Source organism: Pseudonocardia sp. Ae331_Ps2 (genome assembly GCF_001932405.1).
Lineage (GTDB): Bacteria > Actinomycetota > Actinomycetes > Mycobacteriales > Pseudonocardiaceae > Pseudonocardia.
On sequence record NZ_MCIM01000001.1, the window covers coordinates 1,313,213 to 1,332,778 of the forward strand.

The window sequence follows — 19,566 nt, forward strand, 5'->3', positions numbered from 1 at the left end:
CCCTAGACCCGGCGCCGCTTGGGCGGGCGGCAGCCGTTGTGCGGCTGCGGGGTCACGTCGGAAATGGTGCCGACCTCGAGGCCGGCTGCCTGCAGCGAGCGGATCGCCGTCTCGCGGCCCGAACCCGGGCCCTTGACGAAGACGTCGCACTTCTTCATGCCGTGGTCCATCGCCTTGCGGGCGGCGTTCTCGGCGGCCAGCTGCGCGGCGAACGGCGTCGACTTGCGCGACCCCTTGAGGCCGACGTGCCCGGACGAGGCCCAGGCGATGACGGCACCGGTCGGGTCGGTGATCGACACGATCGTGTTGTTGAACGTGGACTTGATGTGGGCGTGACCGTGCGCGACGTTCTTCTTCTCGCGACGGCGGACCTTCTTGGGTCCGGCACCCTGACGTGCGCGGGGCGGCATTACTTCTTACCTGCCTTCTTCTTACCGGCGACGGTCTTCTTCGGGCCCTTGCGGCCGCGCGCGTTGGTCTTCGTGCGCTGACCGCGGACCGGAAGGCCGCGACGGTGACGGATGCCCTGGTACGAACCGATCTCGATCTTCCGGCGGATGTCCGCCTGGATCTCACGGCGCAGGTCACCCTCGACCTGCAGGTTCGCCTCGATGTACTCGCGGAGCTTGCTGACGTCCTCGTCGGTCAGGTCCTTCGACCGGAGGTCGGGGCTCAGCGCCGTGGCCTCGAGGATCTCCTTGGACCGGGTCCGTCCGACCCCGAAGATGTAGGTGAGCGCGATCTCCAACCGCTTTTCGCGGGGGAGGTCGACGCCGGCAACACGTGCCATGCGGCGTTGTCTCCTTGTTTGTCGTCCCAGGTCTTCCCGATGCCCGTCCCGTTCCGCCGCTGAGCTGAACGGGCCCCGGCCTGGTTCCGGGGGTGCTACCGGGCCCGTGTGGCCCGGCAGGTGCATCGGGGGCTTCTGCTGCGCGATCAGAGGATCGCGACCGGTACCGCTCTGCTCAGCCCTGGCGCTGCTTGTGGCGCAGGTTCGAGCAGATCACGATGATCCGGCCGTGACGGCGGATCACCTGGCACTTGTCGCAGATCTTCTTGACGCTCGGCTTGACCTTCACGTCGTCTGCCTCTGTGTGTCGTTCTTGTGGGTCTCGCGACCGACCGTGGTGGAGCTGGTCGTCACTTGTAGCGGTAGACGATGCGGCCGCGGCTCAGGTCGTAGGGCGACAGCTCGACGACCACCCGGTCCTCCGGAAGGATCCGGATGTAGTGCTGGCGCATCTTCCCGCTGATGTGTGCGAGCACCCGGTGGCCGTTCTCCAGCTCCACCCGGAACATCGCGTTCGGCAGGGGTTCGACGACCCGGCCCTCGACCTCGATCGCCCCGTCCTTCTTGGCCATGTCCTCCGCTATCCGTGACAGGTGTCGGTTGCCCCGATCGACAGCGGTGCCGACGACCGGTTCGGCGCGCGCGGACGGAGCCGGACCGGGAACACTGTGGGGTACACGGAGCACACGGAGCGGACGTCACACGACGCGCCGAAGGTCCAGTGTACGGAGGCCGTGCGAGACCGGCGCAGGCGGGGGTGACCGGCGTGGTAGACGTCCGGGCCGCCGACGGTAACGGACCGGCCCGGTCACGGACCAGTACCCGCGCGGAGCGCGTCGGGCACCGGTGGGACGGCGCTCAGGCGCCGGGGCGGTCCGGTGCGCCGGCGGGCGCGGTCAGCAGCCACGGCCCGTCCTCGGTGACGGCGACGGTGTGCTCCCAGTGCACGGCGCGGCCGCCGGCCGCGGTGACGACCGTCCAGCCGTCCTCCAGCTCCAGGGTGTCCGGATCCCCCGCGACGAGCATCGGCTCGACGGCGAGGGCCATGCCGGGGCGCAGCCGCGGGCCCTTGCCCGGCTCGCCGTGGTTGGGCAGGAACGGGTCCATGTGCATCGAGGTCCCGATGCCGTGGCCGCCGTACTCGGCGACGATCCCGTAGTCGGCGCGGTCGGCCTCGGCGGCGGCCCGGCACGCCTCCTGGATGGCGTAGGAGACGTCGGTCAGCCGGGCCCCGTCGCGGACGGCGAGGATGCCGGCGTCCATGGCGCCGCGGCAGGCGGCCGACAGCGCCAGGTCGGCGGGTGCGACGTCGCCGACGGCGATGGTCACGGCGGAGTCGCCGTGCCAGCCGTCGACGATCGCACCGCAGTCCACCGAGATGAGGTCACCGTCGGCGAGCACCTGCTTCGGCGACGGGATCCCGTGGACGATCTGCTCGTTCACCGAGGCGCAGATGCTCGCCGGGAAGCCGTGGTAGCCGAGGAACGAGGGGACGCCGTTGCCGTCGCGGATCGTCTGTTCGGCCAGCGCGTCGAGCTCCGCCGTGCTCACACCGGGCTTCGCGTGCTCGGTGACCGCGGCCAGCGTGGCCGCGACCAGCGCGCCCGCCACCCGCATCGCCTCGAGCTGCCCGTGGGTCTTGAGCTCGATGTCCCGACCCCGGTAACGGGCGATCGCCCCTCGGATGCCGCCGCGACCGTTCATGTGCTCTTCCCTCGGTTCCCGTCGTGGTGCCGGTTCCGGCACCCCTCCGGGTCCTCAGCCGTCGTTGCGGTTCTGCAGCGCCGAGAAGACCCGGTCGGTGATCTCGTCGATCTCGCCGACGGCGTCGATCGTGACCAGCCGGTCACGGTAGTGGTCCAGCAGCGGAGCGGTCTCCTCGCGGTAGACCCGCTGCCGGTTGCGGATGGTGTCCTCGTTGTCGTCGCTGCGGCCGCGGCCGAGCAGCCGCTGGACCACGACCTCGTCGTCGACGTCGAACTGGACGACGGCGTCGAGCTCCAGCCCCTTCTCGGACAGGATCTTCTCCAGGGAGTCCGCCTGCGCCACGTTGCGCGGGAAGCCGTCGAGGATGAAGCCGTTCGCGGTGTCGGCGTCGCCGAGCCGGTCGCGCACCATCCCGACGGTCACCTCGTCGGGGACGAGGTCCCCGGCGTCCATGTAGCGCTTCGCCTCACGACCGAGCTCGGTCTCGTCCCGCAGGTTCGCCCGGAACAGGTCCCCGGTCGAGATGTGCGGGACGTCGAGCCGCTTGGCCATCTGCTCAGCCTGGGTCCCCTTGCCGGCACCGGGCGGTCCCACCAGAACGAGTCGCACGAGAACCCGACCTCCTGAAGTCTTGTCGTCCATGGCGCCGGCGTCCTCGCCGACACACGATGCCCGAGGCACCACGATCGGGGCCGGGGCCCCGCACCGGGGTTCCCGCTCGGCCACGTTGCGGCGAGCCTAACGCAGGAAACCTTCGTAGTTACGCTGCATGAGCTGGCTCTCGATCTGCTTCAGGGTGTCGAGGCCCACGGTGACCATGATCAGCACGGCCGTGCCGCCGAACGGGAAGTTCTGGTTCTGGCCGCTGCCGGTGATCCCGAGGAAGAAGTTCGGGAGCACCGCGATGACACCGAGGTACAACGATCCCGGCAGCGTGATGCGGCTGAGCACGAAGTTCAGGTACTCCGCGGTGGGCCGGCCCGGGCGGATGCCCGGGATGAACCCGCCGTACTTCTTCATGTCCTCGGCGCGCTCGTCGGGGTTGAACGTGATGCCGACGTAGAAGTACGTGAAGAAGATGATCAGTGCTACGTACAACACGATGTGCACGGGATTGGACTGATCGACGAGATAGGTCTGCACGAACTGCTGGAACCAGCCGCCGTCGTTCCCGGCGAGCCGGGCGACCAGGTCGGGCAGGTAGAGCAGCGAGCTACCGAAGATCACCGGCACGACGCCGGCCTGGTTGACCTTCAGCGGCAGGTAGGTCGATGTGCCGCCGTACATGCGCCGGCCGACCATGCGCTTGGCGTACTGCACCGGGATCCGGCGCTGGCCGTTCTCCACGAACACGACGCTGGCGATGATCGCGAGGCCGAAGACGCAGACACCGGCGAAGACCAGACCGCCCGAGTTCTCCAGGATCAGCCGGCCCTCGGCGGGGATGCGGTGCGCGATCGAGGCGAAGATGAGCAGCGACATGCCGTTGCCGATGCCGCGCTCGGTGACCTGCTCGCCCAGCCACATCACCACCGTCGTCCCGGCGACCATCACGATCACGATGACGATCAGGGTGAAGACCGACGAGTCCGGGATGATCGGCAGCGCACAGCCCTGGAACAGCTGACCGCGCTCGGCCAGCGCCACGAAGCCGGTGGCCTGCAGCACGGCGATGCCGATCGTCAGATACCGCGTGTACTGCGTGAGCTTGGCCTGGCCGGACTGGCCTTCCTTCTTCAACTGCTCGAACCGCGGGATGACGACCTGCAACAGCTGCACGATGATGCTCGCGGTGATGTAGGGCATGATGCCCAGCGCGAAGATCGACAGCTGGAGCAGTGCCCCGCCGGAGAACAGGTTGATCAGGGAGTAGACGCTGGCGTTGTCGCCGCCCTCGACCTGACGGACACATTCCTGGATGTTGGGGTACGACACCCCCGGCGAGGGGATGTTCGCCCCGAGCCGGTACACCGCCACGATCGCCAGCGTGAAGAGGATCTTCTTGCGGAGATCCGGCGTGGTCAGGGCCGCCCGGACTGCGCTGAGCACTCGGTGATCCTCCTACGACGTCGGCGGCCCGACACCGCCTGCGCCGGCCCCTGAGGGGTCGGCCGGGTTGGTCGACGCGCGTTCCGCGCCTCGCGGGACACCCGGGCCGGTGTGTACCGGCGGGGGCTGCGCGCCTCCAGGCGCGCCAGGTAATCGGTGGACACTCGGCCCGGACGTGACTGTAACAGCGGCCCGGAAACGCCTCGGCGCCGCCCACGGGCCGGGTCCACCTGGGGTGGACCCGGCGCCACGGACGGCGCCGGGGGACGTGCGGTGGGGCCTACAGCTCGGAGACGGAGCCGCCCGCGGCCGAGATCTTCTCGCGCGCGGACGCGGAGAACTTGTGGGCCTTCACGGTCAGGGCGACGCCCGAGAGCTCGCCCTCGCCGAGGACCTTCACGAGCTGGTTCTTGCGCACCGCGCCCGCCTCGACCAGCTCGGCCGGGCCGACCTCGCCACCCTGCGGGAACAGGACGGCCAGCTCGCCGACGTTCACGACCTGGTACTCGACCTTGAAGCGGTTCTTGAAGCCCTTGAGCTTCGGGAGCCGCATGTGCAGCGGCATCTGCCCGCCCTCGAAGCGCGGGGACACCGTCTTGCGGGCCTTGGTGCCCTTGGTACCGCGACCGGCGGTCTTGCCCTTGGAGCCCTCACCGCGACCCACACGGGTCCGCGCCTTCTTCGAGCCCGGGGCCGGCCGCAGGTCGTGCAGCTTGATCACGGAGTTCTCGTTCTCGCTCACGGCTGCACCTCCTCCACCGTCACGAGGTGGCGCACGGTGTGGACGTAACCGCGGGTCTGCGGGTCCGCCTCACGCACCACCGACTGCCGGATCTTGCGCAGACCGAGCGAACGCAGCGTGTCGCGCTGGTTCTGCTTGGTCCCGATCCGGCTCTTCACCTGGGTGATCTTCCACGTGGCCATGTCGCTCACACCTTCGCCGCGTCGGCCTCGGCGCGCTGGCGCATCATGCTCGCCGGGGCGACGTCCTCCAGCGGCAGACCGCGGCGGGCCGCGACCTCCTCCGGACGCTGCACCGACTGAAGCGCCGCCACCGTGGCGTGCACGATGTTGATGGCGTTGTCGGAGCCGAGGGACTTGGACAGGATGTCCGAGATCCCCGCGCACTCCAGCACCGCGCGGACCGGGCCGCCGGCGATGACACCGGTACCCGGGGAGGCCGGGCGCAGCATGACGACGCCGGCGGCGGCCTCACCCTGCACACGGTGCACGATCGTGCCGCCGATGCGGGGGACGCGGAAGAAGTTCTTCTTCGCCTCCTCCACGCCCTTGGCGATCGCGGCCGGCACCTCCTTGGCCTTGCCGTAACCGACGCCCACCAGGCCGTCACCGTCGCCGACGATCATCAGCGCGGTGAAGCTGAACCGGCGGCCGCCCTTGACGACCTTGGCCACGCGGTTGATCGTGACCAGCCGCTCGATGTACGGGGTCTTGTCCTGGGCCGCCCCGCCACGGCCACCGTCCCGGCGGTCCCGGTTGTTGCGGTTGTCGTTCCCACCGCTGCCACCCGGGGCTCCGCCGTCACGCCGCGTACGTCCCGGCATCAGACAGTCCCTCCTGTATCACAGCTCTTCTTCGACTGGTCGTTCATCAGAACTCCAGGCCTCCCTCGCGGGCGGCGTCGGCCAGGGCCGCGATCCGGCCGTGGTAGGCCAGCCCGCCGCGGTCGAACACGACCGCGGAGATGCCCGCTTCCTTGGCCCGAGCGGCGATGAGCTCGCCGACCTTGGCAGCCTTGGCCTTCTTGTCGCCCTCGACGCCACGCACCTCGGCGTCCAGCGAGGACGCGAAGGCCAGCGTGTGGCCCGCCAGGTCGTCGATCAGCTGGACGGTGATGTGCCGCGAGGAGCGGTTGACCGCCAGCCGCGGACGCACCGGCGTCCCGGAGATCTTCTTCCGGAGCCGGGCGTGCCGGCGGATGCGCGAGTCGCGGCGCTTGCGCGCCACCTGGGACGCCATCCGGCGGCGGGCGGCACCCGACACCGTCTCGTTCGTCTCGGCCATCACTTACCCGTCTTTCCGACCTTGCGGCGGACCTGCTCGCCGGCGTACCGCACACCCTTGCCCTTGTACGGGTCGGGGCGGCGCAGCTTCCGGATGTTGGCAGCGGTCTCGCCGACCAGCTGCTTGTCGATGCCGGAGACCGAGAACCGGGTCGGCGACTCGACCGCGAAGGTGATGCCCTCCGCCGGCTCGATGACGACCGGGTGCGAGTAGCCCAGGGCGAACTCGAGGTTCTTGCCCTTCAGCTGCACGCGGTAACCCACGCCGTGGATCTCCAGCTTCTTCTCGTAGCCGGCGCTGACGCCGACCACGATGTTGTTGACGAGGGAGCGGGTCAGGCCGTGGTAGGCCCGCACCTCACGCTCCTCGTTCGGGCGCTTCACCAGCACCGTGCCGTCGTCGTCACGCTCGATCGTGATCGGCTCGACAGCGGTGTGCGAGAGGGTGCCCTTGGGGCCCTTCGCGGTGACCGTGCGGCCGTCGATGGTGATCTCCACGCCCGACGGGACGGTGATGGGCAGCTTTCCGATGCGCGACATCGTTCGTTACCCCTCTCTCACCAGACGTAGGCGAGGACTTCCCCGCCCACGCCGCTCCGGTAGGCCTGCTGGTCGGTCATCAGACCCCGAGAGGTCGAGATGATCGCGATGCCGAGGCCACCCAGGACCCGCGGCAGATTCGTCGACTTCGCGTACACACGCAGACCGGGCTTGGAGACCCGGCGCAGACCGGCGATGCTGCGCTCACGGTTGCGGCCGTACTTCAGCTCGACGACCAGGGACTTGCCGACCTCGGCGTCCTCGGTGTGGTGTGCCGTGATGTAGCCCTCCTTCTGAAGGATCTCCGCAATGGCGACCTTCAGCTTCGAGTGGGGCATCACGACGCGGTCGTGGTAGGCCGAGTTCGCGTTCCGCAGACGGGTCAACATGTCTGCGATCGGATCGGTCATCGTCATGGTGTATGTCTCTTTCCCGCCGTGGTTCCTCGTACCGGCGCGGTGCCCCTGTGCGGGGCACCGCGCCGATGCGGGCCTGCGGCGATCGGATCCGCTGCCCCGCGGACGCGGGGCGGTCGGATCACCAGCTGGACTTGCTCACACCCGGCAGCTCGCCGGCGTGCGCCATGTCTCGCAGGCACACGCGGCAGAGGCCGAACTTGCGGAACACGGCACGCGGCCGACCGCACTTGTTGCAACGGGTGTAACCCCGCACGGCGAACTTCGGCTTCGCGTTCGCCTTGTTGATGAGCGCCTTCTTCGCCATTCGCTCAGCTCTCCTTGAACGGGAAGCCCAGGTGGCGCAGCAGCGCCCGGCCCTCGGCGTTCGTGGTCGCGGTGGTCACGACCGTGATGTCCATGCCCCGCGGCCGGTCGATGGAGTCCGGGTGGATCTCGTGGAACATCGACTGCTCGTTCAGGCCGAACGTGTAGTTGCCACGCCCGTCGAACTGGTTGCTCTCGAGGCCGCGGAAGTCGCGGATACGGGGCAGCGCGATGGTCAGCAGCCGGTCGAGGAACTCCCACATCCGGTCGTTGCGAAGGGTCACCTTCGCACCGATCGGCATGCCCTCACGCAGCTTGAACTGCGCGATGGACTTGGTGGCGCGACGCAGCTGGGGCTTCTGGCCGGTGATGGTGGCCAGGTCGCGCAGCGCACCGTCGATCAGCTTCGAGTCGCGGGCGGCGTCACCGACACCCATGTTCACCACGACCTTGGTCAGGCCGGGGATCTGCATGACGTTGGTGTAGCCGAACTCCTCGCGGAGCTTGTCGAGGATCTCGTCGCGGTAACGCTGCTTGAGCCTCGGCAGGGTCTTCTCAGCCGTGGTCATCTCAGATCTCCTTCCCGTTGCGCCTGGAGATCCGGACGCGGCGGGTGGTGCCGTCCTCGCCCTCGACGGTCTTCTTGCCGATGCGGGTCGGCTTGCCGTCGGAGTCGCACACCATCACGTTCGAGACGTGGATGGCGGCCTCCTGGGTGACGATCCCGCCGCTCTCGGCCCCGCGCTGGTTCTGGCTGATCCGGGTGTGCTTCTTGATCCGGTTCACGCCCTCGACCAGCACGCGCTGGCGCTCCGGGTAGGCCGCGATGACCTTGCCCCGTGCACCCTTGTCCTTGCCGGCGATCACCAGAACGGTGTCGCCCTTCTTGACCTTCATCTTCGCCTTCATGTCAGAGCACCTCCGGGGCCAGGGAGATGATCCTCATGAACTTGCGGTCGCGCAGCTCGCGCCCGACCGGGCCGAAGATACGGGTCCCCCGAGGTCCGTTGTCCGCCTTGATCAGGACGGCGGCGTTCTCGTCGAAACGGATGTAGCTGCCGTCGGGACGGCGCTTCTCCTTCTTGGTGCGCACGATGACCGCCTTGACGACGTCACCACGCTTCACGCCGGCGCCGGGGATGGCCTCCTTGACCGTGGCGACGATGACGTCGCCGATCCCGGCGTAGCGCCGCGCGGAGCCGCCCAGCACCCGGATGCACAGGATCTCCTTGGCACCGGTGTTGTCGGCGACGCGCAGCCGCGACTCCTGCTGGATCACTTCGACTCCTACTTGGCCTTCTCGAGGATCTCCACCAGCCGCCAGCGCTTGGTCGCCGACAGCGGGCGGGTCTCCATGAGGCGGACACGGTCGCCGATACCGGCGGTGTTCCCCTCGTCGTGCGCCTTGACCTTGCTGGTCCGGCGGATGACCTTGCCGTACAGGGGGTGCTTCACCCGGTCCTCGAGGGAGACGACGATCGTCTTCTCCATCTTGTCGGACACGACCAGGCCCTCGCGGACCTTGCGCTCCCCGCGCTCCTCGTTCTTCGTCTCAGCCGAGTTATCGCTGCTCACGCCGCGCCCTCACTCTCGGTCGGTGCGGCGGAAAGGCCGAGCTCACGCTCGCGCATGACGGTGTAGCACCGCGCGATGTCGTGACGGACGGCCCGCAGCCGCCGGTTGTTGTCCAGCTGCCCGGTGGCCATCTGGAAGCGGAGGTTGAACAGCTCCTCCTTGGCCTCCCGGACACGCACGACCAGCTCCTCGTCGGAGAGCTCGCGCAGCTCGGCGGCCTTGGTGTTGCCACTGCTCGCCATCAGATGTCACCACCCTCACGGGACACGATCCGGCACTTCATGGGCAGCTTGTGGATCGCACGGGTCAGAGCCTCGTGCGCCACCTCGCGGTTCGGGAAGCTCATCTCGAAGAGCACCCGGCCCGGCTTGACGTTCGTGACCCACTTCTCGGGCGAACCCTTACCGGAACCCATGCGGACCTCGGCCGGCTTCTTGGTCATCGGGATGTCCGGGAAGACGTTGATCCAGATCTTCCCGCCACGACGGATGTGCCGGTTGATCGCGATACGCGCCGACTCGATCTGTCGGTTCGACACGTAGGCCGGCTCCAGCGCCTGGATGCCCCAGTCGCCGAAGGTGACCGCGGTACCACCGCTGGCCATGCCCTTGCGCTTGGGACGGTGCTGCTTGCGGTGCTTGACCTTGCGTGGGATCAGCATCGGTCAGCTCTCCCCACCGTTGCTCTGGTTCTCACCGGAGGCCGGGGCCTCGGCGGTCGCCGCCGCGGCGCCGCCGGCCTGGCCCGCGCTCTGCGCGGCACGCCCGGCCTCGGTGCTGGTCGCAGTGGTGCCCGAGGCACCGGAACGGCGCCGGGCCGGACGCTCGCGGCGCGGACCGCGGCCCGGGGCCTCGGCAGCGGCCGGAACGCCCTCGCGGCGGCCGCCGACGACGTCGCCCTTGTAGATCCAGACCTTCACGCCGATGCGGCCGAAGGAGGTCCGGGCCTCGAACAGGCCGTAGTCGATGTCGGCACGCAGCGTGTGCAGCGGGACCCGACCCTCGCGGTAGAACTCCGACCGCGACATCTCGGCACCGCCGAGGCGGCCCGAGCACTGGACCCGGATGCCCTTGACCTGCGGGCTGCGCATGGCCGACTGGATGGCCTTGCGCATCGCACGCCGGAAGGCGACCCGGTTCGACAGCTGCTCGGCGACGCCCTGGGCGACGAGCTGCGCGTCGGACTCGGAGTTCTTGACCTCGAGGATGTTCAGCTGGACCTGCTTCTTGGTCAGCTTCTCGAGGTTGCCCCGGATCCGGTCGGCCTCCGCGCCGCGGCGGCCGATCACGATGCCCGGACGCGCGGTGTGGATGTCCACCCGCACGCGGTCCCGGGTCCGCTCGATCTCGACCTTGGAGATGCCGGCCCGCTCCATGCCCTTGGAGAGCATGCGGCGGATCTCGACGTCCTCCTTGACGTACTCGGAGTACTGCTTGTCGGCGTACCAGCGCGACTTCCAGTCCGTGGTGATGCCCAGGCGGAAGCCGTGCGGGTTGATCTTCTGCCCCATCAGCGGGCCCTCCCCTTCGCACCACGACGGCCGGCCTTCTGCGGAACCGACTCGACCTCGATGGTGATGTGGCTCGTCCGCTTGCGGATGCGGTACGCACGCCCCTGGGCGCGCGGCCGGATCCGCTTCAGCGTCGGGCCCTCGTCGACCATCGCCACGGCGACCACGAGGGTCTCCGGGTCCAGGTCCAGGTTGTTCTCGGCGTTGGCCGCGGCGCTCGCCACGACCTTCGCGACGGGCTCCGCCGCGGCCTGCGGCGAGAACCGCAGGATCGCCAGCGCCTCGTCGACCGGCAGGCCGCGGACCAGGTCCACGACGCGGCGGGTCTTCATCGGCGAGCTACGGACGAACCGTGCCACGGCGCGCGCACGAGTCGGCTCGAGCGCAGCGCCGGTGGTCTCGGCAGTGTCTGCCATCTTCTCCACCTCTCCTTGTCGCTACTCGGGCCGGCTTCTAGCGCCGACGCGCCTTGCGGTCGTCCTTGATGTGCCCCCGGAACGTGCGGGTCGGGGCGAACTCGCCCAGCTTGTGCCCGACCATCGAGTCGGAGACGAAGACCGGGACGTGCTTGCGGCCGTCGTGCACCGCGATGGTGTGACCGATCATGTCCGGGATGATCGTGGACCGACGGGACCACGTGCGGATCACGGTCTTCTTGCCGGACTCGTTGAGGGCGTCCACCTTCTTGAGCAGGTGGTCGTCCACGAAGGGGCCCTTCTTCAGGCTGCGCGGCATGTCTTACCTCCCTGCTCAGCGCTTCTTGCCGGTACGGCGCCGGCGGACGATCAACTTGTCGGACGGCTTGTTCTTGCGGGTACGGCCCTCGGGCGTGCCCGCGGGGTTCACCGGGTGGCGGCCACCGGAGGTCTTGCCCTCACCACCACCGTGCGGGTGGTCCACCGGGTTCATGACGACACCACGGACGGTCGGGCGCTTGCCCTTCCACCGCATACGGCCGGCCTTGCCCCAGTTGATGTTGGCGTGCTCCGAGTTGCCCACCTCGCCGACGGTGGCGCGGCAGCGCACGTCGACGTAGCGGATCTCGCCGGAGGGCATCCGCAGCTGCGCGTAGGGCCCGTCCTTGGCGACCAGCTGGACGCCGACACCGGCCGAGCGCGCGATCTTCGCGCCGCCACCGGGGCGGAGCTCGATCGCGTGCACCACGGTGCCCGTCGGGATGTTGCGCAGCGGCAGGTTGTTACCCACCTTGATGTCGGCCCGGGGACCGTTCTCGATCTTGTCGCCCTGCTTGAGCTTCGCCGGCGCGATGATGTAGCGCTTCTCGCCGTCGGCGTAGTGCAGCAGTGCGATCCGCGAGGTGCGGTTCGGGTCGTACTCGATGTGCGCGACCTTCGCCGGCACGCCGTCCTTGTCGTGACGACGGAAGTCGATCAGACGGTAGGCGCGCTTGTGCCCGCCACCCTGGTGACGGGTGGTGATCCGCCCGTGCGCGTTGCGGCCGCCCTTGTTGTGCAGCGGACGCAGCAGCGACTTCTCGGGGGTGTCGCGGGTGATCTCGGCGAAGTCCGACACGCTCGAGCCACGACGGCCCGGGGTGGTCGGCTTGTACTTACGAATGGCCATGGGTCAGCTCGCTCCCTCAGCTCGCCGGGCCACCGAAGACGTCGATCGCCTTGCTCTCCTCGGAGAGCGTGACGATCGCGCGCTTGGTGTCCTTGCGCTTGCCGTAGCCGGTGCGGGAGCGCTTGCGCTTGCCCGCGCGGTTCAGCGTGTTCACGCTGGTCACCTTGACCCCGAACACCTTCTCCACGGCGATCTTGATCTGGGTCTTGTTCGCGTCCGGTGCCACGACGAAGGTGTACTGGCGCTCGTCGAGCAGCCCGTAGCTCTTCTCCGAGACGACCGGCGCGAGCAGCACGTCCCGCGGGTCCGTGATCACTTGTCGGCCTCCTCAGCGCGGCGGCCGGCAGCCTTCGGCTTCGCGATCGGGCCGGCCAGGAACTCGTCCAGCGCCGCCTGCGTGAACAGCACGACGTCGTTGACGAGCACGTCGTGGGTGTTCAGCTGGTCGGGCGCGATCAGGTGGACCTGCGGCAGGTTGCGCAGGCTCAGCAGGGCGTTCTCGGCGGAACGCTCGACGACCGCGAGCACCCGGCGGGCGTCGGGCACGACGGCCTCGATCACCTTGCGGGCGGACTTGGTCGACGGCGCGTCACCCTCGGCGAAGGCGGACACGACGTGCACGGCTCCGGCGCGGGCCCGGTCGGAGAGGGCGCCACGCAGGGCGGCGGCCTTCATCTTCTTCGGGGTCCGCTGCGAGTAGTCGCGCGGGGTCGGGCCGTGGACGATGCCACCACCGGCGAACTGCGGCGCGCGGATCGAGCCCTGACGGGCGCGACCGGTGCCCTTCTGCCGGTACGGCTTCTTGCCACCGCCGCGGACCTCGCCGCGGCCCTTCACGTCGTGCGTGCCCTGACGCGCGGCGTTGAGCTGCGCGGTCACCACCTGGTGCATGAGGGCGATGTTCGCCGTCACGTCGAAGACGTGGTCCGGGAGCTCGACGCTGCCGGAGGCGGAACCCTCGGGGGTCTTGATCTGCACGGTGCTCACTTGCCATCACCCTTCGCGGGGGTCTTCACCACGACGAGGCCACCGCGCGGACCGGGGACGGCGCCCTTGACGAGCAGCAGCCCGCGCTCGGCGTCCACCCGGTGGACCTTCAGGTTCTGCGTGGTCTGGCGGTCGGAACCCATCCGGCCGGCCATCCGCACACCCTTGAACACGCGGCCCGGGGTGGCGCAGCCGCCGATGGAGCCCGGCGAACGGTGCTTGCGCTGCGTGCCGTGCGAGGCGCCCAGGCCCTTGAACCCGTGGCGCTTCATGACACCGGCGAAGCCCTTGCCCTTGGTCACGCCCACCACGTCGACCTCGGCCACCTCGGCGAACGCCTCGACGGTGACCTCCTGGCCGGTGGTGTACTCGGCGGCGTCGGAGGTGCGGAGCTCCAGGACGTGGCGACGGGGGGTGACGCCGGCCTTGGCGAAGTGGCCGGACTCCGGCTTGTTCACCTTGCGCGGGTCGATGGCCCCGTAGGCCAGCTGGACGGCGGTGTAGCCGTCGGTCTCCTGCGAGCGCACCTGCGTCACGACGTTCGGTCCGAGCTGGACCACGGTGACCGGCACGATGCGGTTGTTCTCGTCGAACAACTGGGTCATCCCGAGCTTGGTGCCCAGGAGGCCGGTGACCTTCTTCGTCTGCTTGGTGGCAGTCGTCTTCTTGAATGCAGCAGTCATCGTCTCCACCCCGCCGTCACTGAATGTTGACGTCGACGCTCGCCGGCAGGTCGATGCGCATGAGCGCGTCGACCGTCTTGGGCGTCGGGTCGAGGATGTCGATGAGTCGCTTGTGCGTGCGCATCTCGAAGTGCTCGCGCGAGTCCTTGTACTTGTGCGGCGAGCGGATGACGCAGTACACGTTCTTCTCGGTAGGCAGCGGCACGGGGCCGACGACCCGGGCACCGGTACGCGTCACGGTCTCCACGATCTTGCGAGCAGACGCGTCGATTGCCTCGTGGTCATAGGCCTTGAGCCTGATGCGGATCTTCTGTCCCGCCATGGTCGTCGGTCGTCCTCTTCTTCCTGCCGCGGGGGTGTCGCGGTTCGGCCCCGTAAGAACTCGCGCCGTGCTGCCACCGGATGTCCGGCGGGCCGGCTGCGGCCCGTGCTCTGTTCAGGTCTCTGTCGGCCCGGAGTCGCGCGTCCAGTTCCCTGGAGCACTCGTCCTGCCGGGGCTCTCCGGTCCACGAGGTCGGGCGTGTCGCGCCCTACCCGCATGGTTCTGCCCGGGTCACCGCGTCCCACCCCCATCTGGGGCGGGCATGTCGCTCGGAATCTCCCCGGCCTCACGGCGGACCGTGGTACCGGGGCTGACAACGAACATGGCGCGTGGTTCGCGACCTCTGAACTACCGGGAACCGGGAACAGGGGCGGCGCTCCCACGCGCCATGCTCATCGTGCAACCCGTCAAGGATGACACACCGCTGTGCGGCACCCTCGACCGGGGGGTGGGTAACGGGGCCGCCCCTGCTGGGACGACCCCGTCACGTCACGCGTTGATCTTGGTGACCTGGCCGGCGCCCACGGTGCGGCCACCCTCACGGATGGCGAACTGCAGGCCCTCCTCCATGGCGATCGGCTGGATCAGCTGAACGCTCATGGTGGTGTTGTCACCCGGCATGACCATCTCGGTGCCCTGCGGGAGGGTCACGACACCGGTCACGTCGGTCGTCCGGAAGTAGAACTGCGGACGGTAGTTGTTGAAGAACGGGGTGTGACGGCCGCCCTCGTCCTTGCCCAGGATGTACACCTGGCCCTCGAACTCGGTGTGCGGGGTGATCGAACCCGGCTTCACGACGACCTGGCCGCGCTCCACGTCCTCACGCTTGATACCGCGCAGGAGCAGACCGACGTTCTCGCCGGCGCGACCCTCGTCGAGGATCTTGCGGAACATCTCGACACCGGTGACGGTGGTCGAGGTCTTGTTCGGCCGGATCCCGACGATGTCGACGGTCTCGTTGACCTTGACGATGCCGCGCTCGATACGGCCGGTGACGACCGTGCCGCGACCGGTGATCGTGAAGACGTCCTCGACGGGCATGAGGAACGGCTTCTCGACGTCGCGCTCGGGCTCCGGGATGGCCTCGTCGACCGCGTCCATGAGCTCGACGATGGCCTCGGCCCACTTGTCGTCGCCCTCGAGCGCCTTCAGCGCCGAGACGCGCACGATCGGGAGGTCGTCGCCCGGGTAGTCCTGAGCCGACAGCAGCTCGCGGACCTCCATCTCGACGAGCTCCATGATCTCCTCGTCGTCGACCATGTCCGCCTTGTTCAGGGCGACGACGATGTACGGCACGCCGACCTGACGCGCGAGCAGCACGTGCTCACGGGTCTGGGGCATCGGGCCGTCGGTCGCGGCGACCACCAGGATCGCGCCGTCCATCTGGGCGGCACCGGTGATCATGTTCTTCACGTAGTCGGCGTGCCCGGGGCAGTCGACGTGCGCGTAGTGCCGCTTCTCGGTCTGGTACTCGACGTGCGCGATCGAGATCGTGATACCGCGCTGGCGCTCTTCGGGCGCCTTGTCGATCATGTCGAACGCCGACGCCTCGTTGAGGGTCGGGAACTTGTCGTGCAGAACCTTGGTGATGGCCGCCGTCAGCGTGGTCTTGCCGTGGTCGATGTGACCGATGGTGCCGATGTTGACGTGCGGCTTGGTCCGCTCGAACTTCGCCTTCGCCACTGCTGGGTCCTCCTGGACTCGTGTCTGTACTCCGCCGTGCTGACGGCAGGTCTGTCGGTGTCGGGTGTGCGGGCCGCGGACCTTACCGATCCGCGGACCGCACCCTCCGAGCAGGTCGGGCACTGGGGCCCGCCCCGGGGAGCTCTTACTCGCCCGTGGCCTTCGCGATGATCTCCTTCGCCACGTTCGCCGGAACCTCGGCGTAGGAGTCGAAGACCATCGTGTAGTTCGCCCGGCCCTGGGTCCGCGACCGCAGGTCGCCGACGTAGCCGAACATCTCGGACAGCGGCACGGTCGCCTTGACGACACGGGCACCGGCCCGCTCCTCCATGGCCTGGATCTGGCCGCGGCGGGAGTTCAGGTCACCGATGACGTCGCCCATGTAGTCCTCGGGCGTCATCACCTCGACGGCCATCATCGGCTCGAGGATGGCGGGGCTCGCCTTGCGGGCCGCCTCCTTGAACGCCATGGAACCGGCGACCTTGAAGGCCATCTCCGAGGAGTCGACCTCGTGGTACTGACCGTCCAGCAGCGTGAGCTTCACACCGACCACGGGGTAGCCGGCCTGGATGCCGTACTGCATGGCGTCCTGGGCACCGGCGTCGACCGACGGGATGTACTCCCGCGGGACACGGCCACCGGTGACCTTGTTCTCGAACTCGTACAGCGCACCGTCGCCGCTGGTGAGCGGCTCGAGCTTGATGATGACGCGGGCGAACTGGCCCGAACCACCGGTCTGCTTCTTGTGCGTGTACTCGAACTTCTCGACGGCCTTCTTGATGGTCTCCCGGTAGGCCACCTGCGGCTTGCCGATGTTGGCCTCGACCTTGTAGTCGGACTTCATCCGGTTGACCAGCACCTCGAGGTGCAGCTCGCCCATGCCGGCGATGATGGTCTGACCGGTCTCGTCGTCCAGGGAGACCTGGAACGTCGGGTCCTCCTCGGCCAGCTTCTGGATCGCCAGGGAGAGCTTCTCCTGGTCCGCCTTCGACTTGGGCTCGACGGCGACCTGGATGACCGGGTCCGGGAAGGTCATCGACTCGAGGACGATCGGGTTCTGCGGGTCGCAGAGCGTGTCGCCGGTGGTCGTGTCCTTCAGACCGATGACCGCGTAGATGTGGCCGGCCACGGCCTCGTCGACCGGGTTCTCCTTGTTGGAGTGCATCTGGAAGAGCTTCCCGATGCGCTCCTTCCGGTCCTTGGTCGAGTTGATGACCTGGGCGCCGGCGGCGACCTGACCCGAGTAGACCCGGATGTAGGTGAGCTTGCCGAAGAACGGGTGCGCGGCGATCTTGAAGGCCAGCGCCGAGAACGGCTCGTCCTTCGACGGCTTGCGGCTCGCCGGCGTCTCACCGTCGGTGAGGAAACCCTCGACCGGCGGCACGTCGTACGGCGACGGCAGGTAGTCGATCACCGCGTCCAGCATCGGCTGGACACCCTTGTTCTTGAACGCCGAGCCGCAGAGGACCGGGTACGCGGCGCGGTCGTTGACCAGCCGGCGCACGCCGTTCTTGATCTGCTCGACGGTCAGGTCCTCACCACCGAGGTAGAGCTCCATGAGCTCGTCGTCGGTCTCGGCGACCGCCTCGATGAGCTGGGTGCGGTACTCCTCGGCCTTGGCCTGGAGCTCCGCCGGGATCTCCTCGACGGTGTAGTCCTCACCCTTGGCGACCTCGCCGCGCCAGGTGAGGGCACGCATCTCGACCAGGTCGACGACACCGATGAAGTCGTTCTCGGAGCCGATCGGGATCTGCAGCGGGAGCGGCGTCGCGTTCAGCCGGTCCTTGATGGTCTGGATGGTGAAGTAGAAGTCCGCGCCCAGCTTGTCCATCTTGTTGACGAAGCAGATGCGGGGGACGTCGTACTTGGTGGCCTGCCGCCAGACCTGCTCGGACTGCGGCTCGACCCCCTCCTTGCCGTCGAAGACCGCGACCGCACCGTCGAGCACCCGCAGCGACCGCTCCACCTCGACGGTGAAGTCGACGTGCCCGGGGGTGTCGATGATGTTGATCTGGTGGTTCTTCCAGAAGCAGGTCGTCGCGGCGGACGTGATCGTGATGCCGCGCTTCTGCTCCTCCTCCATCCAGTCCATCGTGGCGCCGCCGTCGTGGACCTCACCGATCTTGTAGTTGATCCCGGTGTAGAACAGGATCCGCTCGGTGGTGGTCGTCTTACCGGCGTCGATGTGGGCCATGATGCCGATGTTGCGGACCTTGGTCAGGTCCGTCAGCACGTCCTGTGCTGCCACTAGCTCAGCTCTCCCTCGATCGCGAGATGGCGCCCGACGGTCGGCCGGTCACCAGCGGTAGTGGGCGAAGGCGCGGTTCGACTCCGCCATCTTGTGCATGTCCTCGCGCCGCTTGACGCTGGCGCCGAGGCCGTTGCTGGCGTCGAGCAGCTCGTTCATGAGGCGCTCGACCATGGTCTTCTCGCGGCGCTGACCGGAGTAGGTGACCAGCCAACGCAGCCCCAGGGTGGTCTGCCGGACGGCACGGACCTCGACGGGGACCTGGTAGGTCGCGCCACCGACGCGGCGGCTGCGGACCTCGAGGGCCGGCTTCACGTTGTCGAGAGCGCGCTTCAGCGTGACGACCGGGTCGGTGCCGGTCTTGTCACGGGTGCCCTCGAGGGCGGCGTAGACGATGCGCTCGGCGAGCGACCGCTTTCCGTCCTTGAGGACCTTGTTCACCAGCTGGGTGACCAGCGGCGAGCCGTAGACCGGGTCCGAGACCAGCGGACGCTTCGGGGCGGGGCCCTTGCGGGGCATCAGCTCTTCTCCTTCTTCGCGCCGTAGCGGCTGCGGGACTGCTTGCGGTTCTTCACGCCCTGGGTGTCCAGCGACCCCCGGATGACCTTGTAGCGCACGCCGGGGAGGTCCTTCACACGACCACCACGCACGAGCACGATGCTGTGCTCCTGCAGGTTGTGGCCCTCACCGGGGATGTACGCGGTGACCTCGATGCCGCTGGACAGGCGCACACGGGCGACCTTGCGCAGGGCCGAGTTCGGCTTCTTGGGCGTGGTGGTGTACACGCGGGTGCAGACCCCGCGGCGCTGGGGGCTTCCCTTCAGCGCGGCGGTCTTGGTCTTGGAGACCTTGTCCTCGCGGCCCTTGCGGACCAGCTGCTGGATCGTGGGCATGAACCGTCTACTTCTTCCCGTCGACGTGGCTCGACTGTCTTGCTCGCCGTGACACTGGTGATCGTGGTTCGGTGTCCCGGACTCCGGGCGCCGGCGTGGCTGCCGGCTCTCACCGGACTCCGCCACCGTCGCGCCGGACCCCGAGGTCGGGCGTGTCGTCCCGGGCACGCTCGGGGCCGGAAGGGCCCCGCGGAGGCTGTCGGGACGTCCGGCGTGCCCTGCTCCGGGGCGCAACCACAGACCTGAGGG

At 68.6% G+C, this 19,566-nt stretch carries 32 protein-coding genes; all 32 read right to left on the reverse strand.

Going from position 1 to position 19,566, the window contains the following annotated elements; genetic code table 11:
• Positions 1–2: 2 nt before the first annotated feature.
• Positions 3–410: a 30S ribosomal protein S11 gene (gene rpsK / locus Ae331Ps2_RS06120; RefSeq protein WP_020622915.1), complete on the reverse strand. Its 408-nt coding sequence runs from the start codon at positions 408–410 to the stop codon at positions 3–5.
• Positions 410–790 (reverse strand): 30S ribosomal protein S13, encoded by a 381-nt coding sequence (gene rpsM / locus Ae331Ps2_RS06125; RefSeq protein ID WP_020622916.1) that lies wholly within the window; start codon positions 788–790, stop codon positions 410–412. Before rpsM ends, rpsK begins: the two co-directional genes overlap by 1 nt.
• Before the next feature lie 175 nt (positions 791–965).
• Complete coding sequence (rpmJ, locus tag Ae331Ps2_RS06130) at positions 966–1,079, reverse strand: 50S ribosomal protein L36 (RefSeq protein WP_020622917.1); 114 nt, start codon at positions 1,077–1,079, stop codon at positions 966–968.
• 61 nt (positions 1,080–1,140) lie between these two features.
• Positions 1,141–1,362 (reverse strand): translation initiation factor IF-1, encoded by a 222-nt coding sequence (gene infA / locus Ae331Ps2_RS06135; protein WP_010228514.1) that lies wholly within the window; start codon positions 1,360–1,362, stop codon positions 1,141–1,143.
• A gap of 286 nt (positions 1,363–1,648) precedes the next feature.
• On the reverse strand, positions 1,649–2,494 hold the full coding sequence (map, locus tag Ae331Ps2_RS06140; protein ID WP_020622918.1) for a type I methionyl aminopeptidase: 846 nt from the start codon (positions 2,492–2,494) through the stop codon (positions 1,649–1,651).
• Positions 2,495–2,548: 54 nt separating this feature from the next.
• Positions 2,549–3,106 (reverse strand): adenylate kinase, encoded by a 558-nt coding sequence (locus Ae331Ps2_RS06145; protein ID WP_043277190.1) that lies wholly within the window; start codon positions 3,104–3,106, stop codon positions 2,549–2,551.
• A gap of 129 nt (positions 3,107–3,235) precedes the next feature.
• On the reverse strand, positions 3,236–4,546 hold the full coding sequence (gene secY, locus Ae331Ps2_RS06150) for a preprotein translocase subunit SecY (protein WP_075310158.1): 1,311 nt from the start codon (positions 4,544–4,546) through the stop codon (positions 3,236–3,238).
• Between the two features lie 280 nt (positions 4,547–4,826).
• Positions 4,827–5,267 carry a 50S ribosomal protein L15 gene (gene rplO, locus Ae331Ps2_RS06155; protein WP_043277202.1) on the reverse strand — a complete coding sequence of 147 codons (441 nt, stop codon included), beginning with the start codon at positions 5,265–5,267 and terminating at the stop codon, positions 4,827–4,829.
• A gap of 17 nt (positions 5,268–5,284) precedes the next feature.
• On the reverse strand, positions 5,285–5,470 hold the full coding sequence (rpmD, locus tag Ae331Ps2_RS06160; protein ID WP_020622922.1) for a 50S ribosomal protein L30: 186 nt from the start codon (positions 5,468–5,470) through the stop codon (positions 5,285–5,287).
• Between the two features lie 5 nt (positions 5,471–5,475).
• Positions 5,476–6,111, reverse strand: coding sequence for a 30S ribosomal protein S5 (gene rpsE / locus Ae331Ps2_RS06165; RefSeq protein ID WP_020622923.1), 636 nt, complete (start codon positions 6,109–6,111; stop codon positions 5,476–5,478).
• Between the two features lie 46 nt (positions 6,112–6,157).
• Entirely contained in the window at positions 6,158–6,526 is a 369-nt protein-coding gene (rplR, locus tag Ae331Ps2_RS06170) for a 50S ribosomal protein L18 (RefSeq protein WP_164514875.1), read from the reverse strand.
• A gap of 44 nt (positions 6,527–6,570) precedes the next feature.
• Positions 6,571–7,110 (reverse strand): 50S ribosomal protein L6, encoded by a 540-nt coding sequence (gene rplF, locus Ae331Ps2_RS06175; protein ID WP_020622925.1) that lies wholly within the window; start codon positions 7,108–7,110, stop codon positions 6,571–6,573.
• A gap of 17 nt (positions 7,111–7,127) precedes the next feature.
• On the reverse strand, positions 7,128–7,526 hold the full coding sequence (gene rpsH, locus Ae331Ps2_RS06180; protein ID WP_075310156.1) for a 30S ribosomal protein S8: 399 nt from the start codon (positions 7,524–7,526) through the stop codon (positions 7,128–7,130).
• A gap of 121 nt (positions 7,527–7,647) precedes the next feature.
• Complete coding sequence (locus Ae331Ps2_RS06185) at positions 7,648–7,833, reverse strand: type Z 30S ribosomal protein S14 (protein WP_020622927.1); 186 nt, start codon at positions 7,831–7,833, stop codon at positions 7,648–7,650.
• A gap of 4 nt (positions 7,834–7,837) precedes the next feature.
• Entirely contained in the window at positions 7,838–8,401 is a 564-nt protein-coding gene (gene rplE, locus Ae331Ps2_RS06190) for a 50S ribosomal protein L5 (protein ID WP_075310154.1), read from the reverse strand.
• Position 8,402: 1 nt separating this feature from the next.
• Positions 8,403–8,729: a 50S ribosomal protein L24 gene (gene rplX, locus Ae331Ps2_RS06195; protein WP_043277204.1), complete on the reverse strand. Its 327-nt coding sequence runs from the start codon at positions 8,727–8,729 to the stop codon at positions 8,403–8,405.
• 13 nt (positions 8,730–8,742) lie between these two features.
• Positions 8,743–9,111 carry a 50S ribosomal protein L14 gene (gene rplN, locus Ae331Ps2_RS06200; protein WP_010228481.1) on the reverse strand — a complete coding sequence of 123 codons (369 nt, stop codon included), beginning with the start codon at positions 9,109–9,111 and terminating at the stop codon, positions 8,743–8,745.
• Positions 9,112–9,119: 8 nt separating this feature from the next.
• Positions 9,120–9,407 (reverse strand): 30S ribosomal protein S17, encoded by a 288-nt coding sequence (gene rpsQ, locus Ae331Ps2_RS06205; protein WP_020622930.1) that lies wholly within the window; start codon positions 9,405–9,407, stop codon positions 9,120–9,122.
• A complete protein-coding gene (rpmC, locus tag Ae331Ps2_RS06210) occupies positions 9,404–9,649 on the reverse strand; it encodes a 50S ribosomal protein L29 (protein ID WP_020622931.1) in 246 nt (81 codons plus the stop codon). Before rpmC ends, rpsQ begins: the two co-directional genes overlap by 4 nt.
• Positions 9,649–10,068: a 50S ribosomal protein L16 gene (gene rplP / locus Ae331Ps2_RS06215; RefSeq protein WP_020622932.1), complete on the reverse strand. Its 420-nt coding sequence runs from the start codon at positions 10,066–10,068 to the stop codon at positions 9,649–9,651. The genes rpmC and rplP overlap by 1 nt, the downstream gene beginning before the upstream one ends.
• Positions 10,069–10,071: 3 nt before the next feature.
• Positions 10,072–10,917 carry a 30S ribosomal protein S3 gene (gene rpsC / locus Ae331Ps2_RS06220; RefSeq protein ID WP_075310152.1) on the reverse strand — a complete coding sequence of 282 codons (846 nt, stop codon included), beginning with the start codon at positions 10,915–10,917 and terminating at the stop codon, positions 10,072–10,074.
• A complete protein-coding gene (gene rplV / locus Ae331Ps2_RS06225; RefSeq protein WP_043277206.1) occupies positions 10,917–11,333 on the reverse strand; it encodes a 50S ribosomal protein L22 in 417 nt (138 codons plus the stop codon). Before rplV ends, rpsC begins: the two co-directional genes overlap by 1 nt.
• Positions 11,334–11,370: 37 nt before the next feature.
• Positions 11,371–11,652 (reverse strand): 30S ribosomal protein S19, encoded by a 282-nt coding sequence (gene rpsS, locus Ae331Ps2_RS06230; RefSeq protein WP_020622935.1) that lies wholly within the window; start codon positions 11,650–11,652, stop codon positions 11,371–11,373.
• A gap of 15 nt (positions 11,653–11,667) precedes the next feature.
• Entirely contained in the window at positions 11,668–12,501 is an 834-nt protein-coding gene (gene rplB, locus Ae331Ps2_RS06235) for a 50S ribosomal protein L2 (RefSeq protein ID WP_043277193.1), read from the reverse strand.
• Positions 12,502–12,517: 16 nt separating this feature from the next.
• Entirely contained in the window at positions 12,518–12,817 is a 300-nt protein-coding gene (rplW, locus tag Ae331Ps2_RS06240) for a 50S ribosomal protein L23 (protein WP_075310150.1), read from the reverse strand.
• Positions 12,814–13,488 carry a 50S ribosomal protein L4 gene (rplD, locus tag Ae331Ps2_RS06245; protein WP_020622938.1) on the reverse strand — a complete coding sequence of 225 codons (675 nt, stop codon included), beginning with the start codon at positions 13,486–13,488 and terminating at the stop codon, positions 12,814–12,816. The genes rplW and rplD overlap by 4 nt, the downstream gene beginning before the upstream one ends.
• Positions 13,485–14,171 carry a 50S ribosomal protein L3 gene (gene rplC, locus Ae331Ps2_RS06250; protein WP_051050086.1) on the reverse strand — a complete coding sequence of 229 codons (687 nt, stop codon included), beginning with the start codon at positions 14,169–14,171 and terminating at the stop codon, positions 13,485–13,487. The genes rplD and rplC overlap by 4 nt, the downstream gene beginning before the upstream one ends.
• A gap of 16 nt (positions 14,172–14,187) precedes the next feature.
• The gene (gene rpsJ, locus Ae331Ps2_RS06255) at positions 14,188–14,493 is read right to left on the reverse strand and encodes a 30S ribosomal protein S10 (RefSeq protein WP_003938093.1); all 306 of its coding nucleotides are present in this window, start codon (positions 14,491–14,493) and stop codon (positions 14,188–14,190) included.
• Positions 14,494–14,982: 489 nt separating this feature from the next.
• Entirely contained in the window at positions 14,983–16,176 is a 1,194-nt protein-coding gene (gene tuf / locus Ae331Ps2_RS06260) for an elongation factor Tu (protein WP_020622940.1), read from the reverse strand.
• 145 nt (positions 16,177–16,321) lie between these two features.
• On the reverse strand, positions 16,322–18,424 hold the full coding sequence (gene fusA / locus Ae331Ps2_RS06265) for an elongation factor G (RefSeq protein ID WP_043277197.1): 2,103 nt from the start codon (positions 18,422–18,424) through the stop codon (positions 16,322–16,324).
• A gap of 48 nt (positions 18,425–18,472) precedes the next feature.
• Positions 18,473–18,943, reverse strand: coding sequence for a 30S ribosomal protein S7 (rpsG, locus tag Ae331Ps2_RS06270; protein WP_020622942.1), 471 nt, complete (start codon positions 18,941–18,943; stop codon positions 18,473–18,475).
• A complete protein-coding gene (gene rpsL / locus Ae331Ps2_RS06275) occupies positions 18,943–19,317 on the reverse strand; it encodes a 30S ribosomal protein S12 (RefSeq protein WP_020622943.1) in 375 nt (124 codons plus the stop codon). Before rpsL ends, rpsG begins: the two co-directional genes overlap by 1 nt.
• Positions 19,318–19,566 lie beyond the last annotated feature (249 nt).